This window comes from uncultured Alsobacter sp. (assembly GCF_945952055.1).
GTDB lineage: Bacteria > Pseudomonadota > Alphaproteobacteria > Rhizobiales > Beijerinckiaceae > Alsobacter.
The window spans coordinates 70,012-78,871 of record NZ_CAMFHB010000030.1 but is presented as its reverse complement, the minus strand read 5'-3'; the positions used below and the strand labels follow the sequence as shown (position 1 = coordinate 78,871).

Genomic DNA, 8,860 nt, shown 5'->3' with positions numbered 1-8,860 from the left:
CCCGCGCGACCGGCACGCGATGTATTTCGCGACGCTCGGCGTCGTCGCCTCCTGCATCGAGCGGCTGGCCACCGAGATCCGCCATCTGCAGCGCACCGAGGTCTACGAGGCGGAGGAGTTCTTCTCGCCGGGCCAGAAGGGCTCCTCGGCGATGCCGCACAAGCGCAACCCGGTCCTCACCGAGAACCTGACGGGCCTCGCCCGCATGGTGCGCGCCTATGCGATGCCGGCCATGGAAAACGTGGCGCTCTGGCACGAGCGCGACATCTCCCACTCCTCGGTCGAGCGCATGATCGGGCCCGACGCGACCGTCACGCTCGACTTCGCGCTGGCCCGCATGACCGGCGTGATCGACAAGCTCGTCGTCTACCCCGAGAACATGCAGAAGAACCTGGACCGCCTCGGCGGCCTCGTGCACTCGCAGCGCGTGCTGCTGGCACTGACCCAGAAGGGCGTGTCGCGCGAGGACGCCTACCGGCTGGTGCAGCGCAACGCCATGCCGGTCTGGCGCGGCGAAGGCGACTTCCTCACCCTGCTCAAGGCCGATCCCGAGGTCGCCAAGGCCCTCTCGGCGGCCGAGCTCGAGGAAAAGTTCGACCTCGGCTACCACCTCAAGGCCGTCGACACGATCTTCACGCGGGTCTTCGGACGGGCTTAAGGAACGGCACGGTCCTGCGATCTTCGACGCGCCGCCGCCGGCGGCGGTCCAGAGCTTGCGTCCTTCGCCAACCCAGCTCGCACCACCCTCTCCGCGTCATGGCCGGGCTTGGCCCGGCCACCCACGACTGGAGAATGGCCTCGGCAAAGTCGTGGGTCCCCGGGCCGAGCCCGGGGATGACGGCTGAGAGATCGGCCTGAACGGGACTGCCATTCCTGCGGCAAGGGCTTCCACCCTCCAAGCAGCCCCCGCACCCCGCGTGTCGAAAGACGCAAAAGCCCACACTCTCGCCTTCATGACAGACTGTCATAGGGGTGTCATCGAACGGCCCTAGGCATCCACGCGAGGCAGGAGAGGACGTGTCGATCCGGACAACGGCCCCCGCCTCGCAACAGGGAGCCTATCCGTGAAGCTCAACGGGATCGTCCTCGCCGCCGGGCTGGCCGCCGCCGCCCTCGCCGGCCCCGCCGCAGCCGCCGACATCTCCGGCGCCGGCGCCACCTTCCCCTACCCCGTCTATGCGAAGTGGGCAGACGCCTACAAGAAGGAGACCGGCATCGGGCTGAACTACCAGTCCATCGGCTCCGGCGGCGGGATCAAGCAGATCCAGGCCAAGACGGTGACCTTCGGCGCCACCGACGCGCCGCTCAAGGGCGCCGATCTCGACAAGTTCGGCCTCGTGCAGTTTCCCATGGTGATGGGCGGCATCGTGCCGGTGATCAACGTGGAGGGCATCGCGCCGGGCCAGCTCACCCTCGACGGGCCGACGCTCGCCAGGATCTTCCTCGGCGACATCAAGAGCTGGGACGACGCGGCGATCGCCAGGCTGAACGCCGGCGTCAAGCTGCCGGCCCAGCCCATCCTCGTCGTCCGCCGCTCCGACGGCTCGGGCACCACCTTCAACTTCACCGAATATCTCGCCCGGGTGAGCGCCGACTTCCGCACCAAGGTCGGCGTCGCCACCGCGGTCGAGTGGCCGGTGGGCCTGGGCGCCAAGGGCAACGAAGGCGTCGCCAACAACGTGATGCAGACCAAGGGCGCCATCGGCTACGTCGAGTACGCCTATGCCAAGCAGAACAAGGTCTCCTTCACGAAGATGATCAACAAGGACGGCAAGGCCGTCGCCCCCGAGCTCAAGGCCTTCATGGCCGCCGCGGCCAACGCCGACTGGACGAGCGCCCCGGGCTTCGGCATCTCGCTCAACGAGCAGCCGGGCGCCGACAGCTGGCCGATGACCTCGCCCACCTTCATCCTCATGCACAAGAAGCCGGCCGACCCGGCCGCGGCGGCCGAGGCCCTCAAGTTCTTCGACTGGGCCTACCGCAAGGGCGACAAGATGGCCGAGGACCTCGACTACATCCCCATGCCCGAGGCGGTGGTGAAGCAGGTCGAGGCCACCTGGTCGCAGATCACCGACGCCAGCGGCAAGCCGCTGATCGCGGTCACCAACTGAGCCGGCTCGTGTCCCGCGACACGCGCCGTCCGGCCGGCGCTCAGCGTGAGGATAGGGGTGGCCATGGGCCATCCCCCAGCCTCCTCGCCCCGAGCGGGCCGCGACCCGGCGGTGTCGCAGGACGCAGCTTCCATCCGCCCGGCGGACGCGACGAATGACCGACATCGCCCTCAAGACGGCCGCCGACAGCGGCATCAAGCGTGACAGCCGGGCCGAAGCATTGGCCCGGTTTCGTCTGTCTGACACCCTGTTCGCGCAGCTCACCCGCGCCGCCGCCATCGTCGTCCTGCTGCTGCTGGGCGGCGTGATCCAGTCGCTCATCAACGGCTCGCTCGCGGTCTGGCAGGAGTTCGGCTTCGGCTTCTTCACCGGCACGTCGTGGAACCCCGTCACCGAAAGGTTCGGCGCGGCCCCGGCGATCTACGGCACGCTGGTGTCGTCCGTGCTCGCCATGCTCATCGCCGTCCCGATCGGCATCGGCATCGCCGTCTTCCTGACGGAGCTGTGCCCGATGGCGCTGCGCCGGCCGATCGGTATCGCGGTCGAGCTCCTGGCGGGCATCCCCTCGATCATCTACGGCATCTGGGGCCTGTTCATCTTCGCCCCGTTCCTGCAGGCGACGGTGCAGCCCTTCCTGATCGCCACGCTCGGCAACGTGCCCGGGCTGCAGGGCCTCTTCGCGGGCCCGCCCTACGGCATCGGCCTTCTGACGGCCTCGCTGGTGCTGGCCGTCATGGTGCTACCCTTCATCACCTCCATCTCGCGCGACGTCTTCGAGACCGTCCCGCCGATGCTCAAGGAATCGGCCTACGGCCTCGGCTGCACGACCTGGGAGGTCGTGCGCCACGTGGTCATCCCCTACACGCGCACCGGCGTCATCGGCGGCTGCATGCTGGCACTGGGCCGGGCGCTCGGCGAGACCATGGCCGTCACCTTCGTGGTCGGCAACGCCAACAAGATCGCCGGCTCCCTCCTCGCCCCCGCGACGACCATCTCGGCCACCATCGCCAACGAGTTCACCGAGGCCACGGGCGATCTGTACACCGGCGCCCTGATCGGCCTCGGCCTCATCCTGTTCATGATCACCTTCGTCGTGCTGTCCGCCGCCCGCCTGATGCTGCTCCGGCTCGAGATGAAGAAAGGCAAGTGAGATGGCCTTCACCGACGCCAAGCTCGCCAAGTACGGCCGGCGCGCCCGTGGCAACCGGGTGTGGATGACACTGTGCATGGCCGCCACCGCGGTCGGCCTCGCCATGCTGGCGCTCATCCTCGGCGCGCTCGTCATGAAGGGCGTGGCGGGCCTCAGCCCCCGGGTCTTCACCGAGATGACGCCGCCCCCCGGCAGCGCGGGCGGCCTGCTCAACCCCATCGTCGGCAGCCTGATCATGACCGCCATCGGCGTCGTCGTGGGCACGCCGCTGGGCGTGCTCGCCGGCACCTATTTGGCCGAGTACGGGCAGCACTCGCGCCTCGCCTCGGTGGTCCGCTTCATCAACGACATCCTGCTGTCGGCGCCCTCCATCGTCATCGGCCTGTTCATCTACGAGCTGATGGTGCGCCCGATGGGGCACTTCTCGGGGATCGCGGGGGGCGTGGCCCTTTCGGTCATCGTGGTTCCGGTGGTCCTGCGCACCACCGAGGACATGCTGCGCCTCGTGCCCGGCCAGCTGCGCGAGGCGGCTTTCGCGCTGGGCATGCCGCGCTCGCTGGTGATCCGCCGCGTGGTCTACAAGGCGGCGCGCACCGGCATGGTGACCGGCGTGCTGCTCGCGGTGGCCCGCATCTCCGGCGAGACCGCGCCGCTGCTGTTCACCGCGCTCAACAACCAGTTCTTCAACGCCAGCCTCAACCAGCCCATGGCCAGCCTGCCCGTCGTGATCTTCCAGTTCGCGATGAGCCCCTACAAGGAATGGCAGGACCTGGCGTGGGCCGGCGCCCTCCTCATCACCGTCAGCGTCCTGGGCCTCAGCATCCTGGCCCGCTCGCTGTCCGCACAGAGGTCCTGACATGTCCGCACCCGTCAGCCTGCCGGAAAAGGTCTCCGTCAAGAACCTGAAGTTCTTCTATGGCGCCAACCTCGCACTGAAGGACATTTCGCTGCCGCTTTACGACAAGAAGGTCACCGCCTTCATCGGGCCGTCCGGCTGCGGCAAGTCCACGCTGCTGCGCGTGCTGAACCGCATGTACGACCTCTACCCGCGCCAGCGCGCCGAGGGCAGCGTCATGCTCGACGGCGAGGACATCCTGGCCGATGGCCAGGACGTGAACCTGCTGCGCGCCAAGATCGGCATGGTCTTCCAGAAGCCGACCCCCTTCCCGATGTCCATCTACGACAACGTCGCCTTCGGCATCCGTCTCTACGAGGACCTGCCGAAGAGCGAGATGGACGGGCGCGTCGAGACCGCCCTGCGCGGCGCGGCGCTGTGGACCGAGGTGAAGGACAAGCTCGACAGCTCCGGCCTCGGGCTCTCCGGCGGCCAGCAGCAGCGCCTGTGCATCGCGCGCTCGGTGGCGGTGAAGCCGGAGGTGATCCTGTTCGACGAGCCCTGTTCCGCCCTCGACCCGATTTCGACCGCCAAGATCGAGGAGCTCATCGACGAGCTGAAGTCGCAGTACACGATCGCCATCGTGACCCACAACATGCAGCAGGCCGCCCGCGTGTCGGACTACACGGCGTTCATGTACCTGGGCGAGCTGATCGAGTTCGACGAGACGTCCCGCATCTTCACGGCGCCGCGCCAGCGTGCGACGCAGGACTACATCACCGGCCGCTTCGGCTGAGGCGAGGCAGGAGAGGACCATGACCGAGCACACCGTCACCGCCTTCGACGCCGAGCTGAAGGACCTGCAGAGCACCATCGCCGAGATGGGCGGGCTCGCGGAGAAGATGCAGGCCGACGCGATCGACGCGCTGTCGCGCCAGGACATCAAGCTCGCCCAGCAGATCATCGCCGTGGACGCCCGGCTCGATCACCTGCAGCGGGAGATCGAGGAGAAGGCCATCCTCACCATCGCGCGCCGGCAGCCGATGGCCATCGACCTGCGCGACGTGATCGCCACCATCCGCATCGCCAACGACCTCGAGCGCGTCGGCGACCTGGTGAAGAACATGGCCAAGCGCATCCTGGCGATGGAAGGCCATTTCCCGCCCCAGAAGCTTCTGGCCGGCATCAACAACATGAGCCTGATGGCGCTGGCGCAGTTCAAGGCCGTGCTGGACGCCTACACCCAGCGCGACGCCCAGGCGGCGCTGGCCGTGTGGCAGCGCGATGGCGAGATCGACAATCTCTACAATTCGCTCTTCCGCGAATTGCTCACCTACATGATGGAAGACCCGCGCAACATCGGCTTCTGCACCCACCTGCTCTTCGGCGCCAAGAACGTCGAGCGCATCGGCGACCACGCCACCAACATCGCCGAAACGGTCTACTTCCTCGTCACCGGCCAGAACCTGGGCGTCGACCGCCCCAAGGGCGAGGGAATCGAGCCGACGGCGTGACACCGGGCCGTGAGACCTCACGTCTTCTGCAGAGCTCCCCTCGTCCGCGTCCCCTCTCGGCCGTCCTGCCCGGGCTTGGCCCGGGCATCCACGACTTTGCCGGGGCCATCGTGAAGTCGTGGATGGCCGGGCCAAGCCCGGCCAGGACGCGGAGAGGGTGAGCAGGCTGGACGTGCGGATCCATTCGCGCGCTCCGCGCAGCCGCCCCAAGCCGCACGTCCAAGCACCTGCCAACCCTCGACCGCTCAGAAGACGATGCGCACCAGGAGGCCCGGGCGGTTGTCCTCCAGGGAGACGGTGGACCCGTGCAGGTCGGCCACCGCGTTGACGAGGCTGAGGCCCAGCCCGTTGCCCGGCGTCGTGCGGTTGCGCTCGAGGCGGTAGAAGCGGCCGAAGACCTTCTCGCGTTCCTCGGCGGGGATGCCCGGCCCGGTGTCGGCGACCATGCCGACCGGCGCTCCGCCGCGGGCCTGGAGGCGCAGGGTGATGGAGCTGCCCGCGGGCGAGTAGCGGATGGCGTTCTCGACGAGGTTGGCCAGCATCTGCGTGAGCAGCTCACGGTCCCCCGTGATGGTCACGTCACGGTCGATCGCGCTGACCAGCGCGAGACCGGCATCCTCCGCCACGGCGGTGTAGACCTCCGCGATGGTGGCGAAGACGGCCGAGAGATCGACCTGCTTGAAGCCGGCCACGCGCGCGCCCGTCTCGATCTGGGCGATGCGCAGCAGGGCGGAGAAGGTGGACAGGATGCCGTCGATTTCCTCCACCGCCACGTCGAGCGTATCCGGGCTGGCCCCGGGCCCCGCGTCCCTGGCCTGTTCGAGGCGCTGGCGCAGGCGCGACAGCGGGGTCCGCAGGTCGTGCGCGATGTCGCTGGAGACCTGGCGCGTGGTCTCCATGAGCCCTTGGATGCGGTCCAGCATGCGGTTCAGGTTGGCGGCCAGCTGGTCGAGCTCGTCGCGCGTGCCCGTCAGTGGAATACGTTCGGAGAGCTTGCCCTCCATGATCGTCTCGGCCGTCTGGTTGATGGTCTCCAGCTTGCGCAGGAAGCCCATGCTGATCACCGTGCCGCCCGCGAAGGCCAGGAGGACGGCGAAGGCCAGCGCGCCGAGGAAGCGCTCCAGGATGCCGCTGTTGATGCTGGACAGGTCCTCGATGTCGCGCCCCACGGCGAGATGGCGGTCGCCCGGCAGCACGGCGCCGACGAACACGGCCTTCTCCGTGTGCCGGGGCTCATTGGCGCTGGCGAAGACGTCGACCTCGTCCTCGAACCGGCCGGTGACCCGGCGGACCGCGGCGATGTTGCCGGCCAGCGAAGCGCCGCCGCCATCGCGCAACAGGTACAAGGTGTCCCCGTTGGGGTCGGCCGCCATGCGGGCCGCGATCTCCCGCACCAGGGCGTCGGCCCCTCCCCGGCGGTCGATGTCCGTGAGGAGCCGGACCTCGCCCGCCAGCGACGAGCGCTCGTGCTCCAGCACGTGGTTGCTGACCCGCCAGTAGACATAGGCGAACAGGGCCAGAGTCGAGAGGACGAAGGTCGCCGCGTAGACGAGCGTCAGCCGGAATGTCGCCGTGGAGGCGAAGCGGAACAGGCTGGGCTTCACGCTCAGCCGGGCTCGCGCAGCATGTAGCCCACGCCCCTGACCGTGTGGATGACGCCTTCCCCGAAGCCCTTGTCCAGCTTGGAGCGCAGGCGGCTGATGTGCGTCTCGACGATGTTCGTCTGCGGGTCGAAGTGGAAGTCCCAGACGTTCTCCAGGAGCATGGTGCGGGTGACCACCTGGCCCGCATTGCGCATCAGATATTCCAGCAGCTGGAACTCGCGCGGCTGCAGGTCCACCTTCTGGCCCTGGCGCGTCACCGTGCGCTTCACCAGGTCCATCTCGATGCCGGCGCTGCGCAGGATCGTCTGCGACGCGGCGGCGCCGCGCCGTCCCAGCGCGGCGACGCGTGCCACGAGCTCGGCCATCGCGAACGGCTTCACGAGGTAGTCGTCGCCGCCGGCCTCCAGGCCTTCGACGCGGTCGTCGATGCCGTCCATCGTGGTGAGGAAGATCACCGGGGTCGCGTGCCCAGCGTTGCGCAGCTTGCGCACGATCGACAGGCCGTCAATCTCCGGCAGCATGCGATCGACGATCAGCACGTCGTGCTGGTTGCCTTCCGCCTTGGCGACGCCCTCCCGCCCGGTCAGCGCCACGTCCACCGAATGTCCGAGCGCCGAGAGACGGCTCGAGACGATCTGCGCCATGGCGGCGTCGTCTTCGATGAGGAGAAGGTTCATGGCCATGCCCGCGGACATCTCTGATCCTCTTCTAGATACATCGCCGCTTCGCGTGGGCAAAGTCTAGACGCAGGCGGGCAGGCAAACACGTGAATTGCTCGTAATGCTGCGGGCTCCCGGCGCGCCCGCGGCGGATCGGGCAAAGAAAAAGCCGCCCGAAGGCGGCTTTTCCGACACCGGCAAAGGTGCGACCGATCAGCGCGAGTAGAACTCGACCACCAGGTTCGGCTCCATCTGCACCGCGTAGGGCACTTCCGAGAGGGTCGGAATGCGGCCGTACTTGGCGGTCATCTTGGAGTGATCGACCTCGATGTAGTCGGGAACGTCACGCTCGGCGAGCTGCGAGGCCTCGAGGACCACGACGAGCTGCTTGGAGGCTTCCTTCACCTCGACCACGTCGCCCGGCTTCACGAGGTAGCTGGCGATGTTCACGCGGCGGCCGTTGACCCGGATGTGACCGTGGTTGACGAACTGGCGGGCGGCGAACGGGGTGGCCACGAACTTGGACCGATAGACGACCGCGTCGAGACGGCGCTCCAGCAGGCCGATCAGGTTCTCACCCGAGTCGCCCTTCATGCGGATCGCTTCCTCGTAGTACTTGCGGAACTGCTTCTCGGAGATGTTGCCGTAGTAGCCCTTTAGCTTCTGCTTGGCGCGCAGCTGCGTGCCGAAGTCGGAAAGCTTGCCCTTGCGGCGCTGGCCGTGCTGGCCGGGGCCGTACTCACGGCGGTTGACCGGGCTCTTCGGGCGGCCCCAGATGTTCTGCCCGAGGCGGCGGTCGATCTTGTACTTGGCTTCTGCGCGCTTCGTCATCGCGGTTCCTCTGTATGACGAATTTCGAGGAACGCGCCCTCCTCTCCCGGTCTCCCGGGCGACAGGCCCGGCGCGAGCGTTCGCGATGGACCACGGGTGCGTTAAATGAAGCGCGGGCCCGTGAAGGCCCGCGCTGGCTGGGTCTCTAGTGGATGG

General features: G+C 68.0%; 9 protein-coding genes. 6 read left to right on the top strand and 3 right to left on the bottom strand.

The genetic code is table 11. From position 1 onward, the window contains the following. From Q0Q47_RS20390 to phoU, 6 genes are all read left to right on the top strand, one after another. Window positions 1-658 (top strand): lyase family protein (locus Q0Q47_RS20390; RefSeq protein WP_293863867.1); only part of this gene is annotated, 658 nt, incomplete at its 5' end. Window positions 659-1,064: 406 nt separating this feature from the next. Next, entirely contained in the window at window positions 1,065-2,111 is a 1,047-nt protein-coding gene (pstS, locus tag Q0Q47_RS20385) for a phosphate ABC transporter substrate-binding protein PstS (RefSeq protein WP_293863864.1), read from the top strand. A 154-nt stretch (window positions 2,112-2,265) separates the two neighbouring features. After that, the gene (pstC, locus tag Q0Q47_RS20380) at window positions 2,266-3,261 is read left to right on the top strand and encodes a phosphate ABC transporter permease subunit PstC (RefSeq protein WP_293863861.1); all 996 of its coding nucleotides are present in this window, start codon (window positions 2,266-2,268) and stop codon (window positions 3,259-3,261) included. A gap of 64 nt (window positions 3,262-3,325) precedes the next feature. Then, window positions 3,326-4,117: a phosphate ABC transporter permease PstA gene (pstA, locus tag Q0Q47_RS20375; protein WP_293863879.1), complete on the top strand. Its 792-nt coding sequence runs from the start codon at window positions 3,326-3,328 to the stop codon at window positions 4,115-4,117. Window position 4,118: 1 nt separating this feature from the next. Beyond that, window positions 4,119-4,892 carry a phosphate ABC transporter ATP-binding protein PstB gene (gene pstB, locus Q0Q47_RS20370; RefSeq protein ID WP_293863858.1) on the top strand — a complete coding sequence of 258 codons (774 nt, stop codon included), beginning with the start codon at window positions 4,119-4,121 and terminating at the stop codon, window positions 4,890-4,892. Window positions 4,893-4,911: 19 nt separating this feature from the next. Then, entirely contained in the window at window positions 4,912-5,610 is a 699-nt protein-coding gene (phoU, locus tag Q0Q47_RS20365; RefSeq protein WP_293863855.1) for a phosphate signaling complex protein PhoU, read from the top strand. Between the two features lie 245 nt (window positions 5,611-5,855). Here phoU and Q0Q47_RS20360 read toward each other — a convergent pair whose 3' ends face one another. The 3 genes from Q0Q47_RS20360 to rpsD all read right to left on the bottom strand — a co-directional run bounded on the left by Q0Q47_RS20360 (window position 5,856) and on the right by rpsD (window position 8,704). Then, on the bottom strand, window positions 5,856-7,214 hold the full coding sequence (locus Q0Q47_RS20360) for an ATP-binding protein (RefSeq protein WP_293863852.1): 1,359 nt from the start codon (window positions 7,212-7,214) through the stop codon (window positions 5,856-5,858). Window positions 7,215-7,216: 2 nt separating this feature from the next. Further along, window positions 7,217-7,909, bottom strand: a complete 693-nt coding sequence (locus tag Q0Q47_RS20355) for a response regulator transcription factor (RefSeq protein WP_293863849.1) — start codon at window positions 7,907-7,909, stop codon at window positions 7,217-7,219. Between the two features lie 177 nt (window positions 7,910-8,086). Continuing rightward, window positions 8,087-8,704 carry a 30S ribosomal protein S4 gene (gene rpsD, locus Q0Q47_RS20350; protein WP_293863846.1) on the bottom strand — a complete coding sequence of 206 codons (618 nt, stop codon included), beginning with the start codon at window positions 8,702-8,704 and terminating at the stop codon, window positions 8,087-8,089. Window positions 8,705-8,860 lie beyond the last annotated feature (156 nt).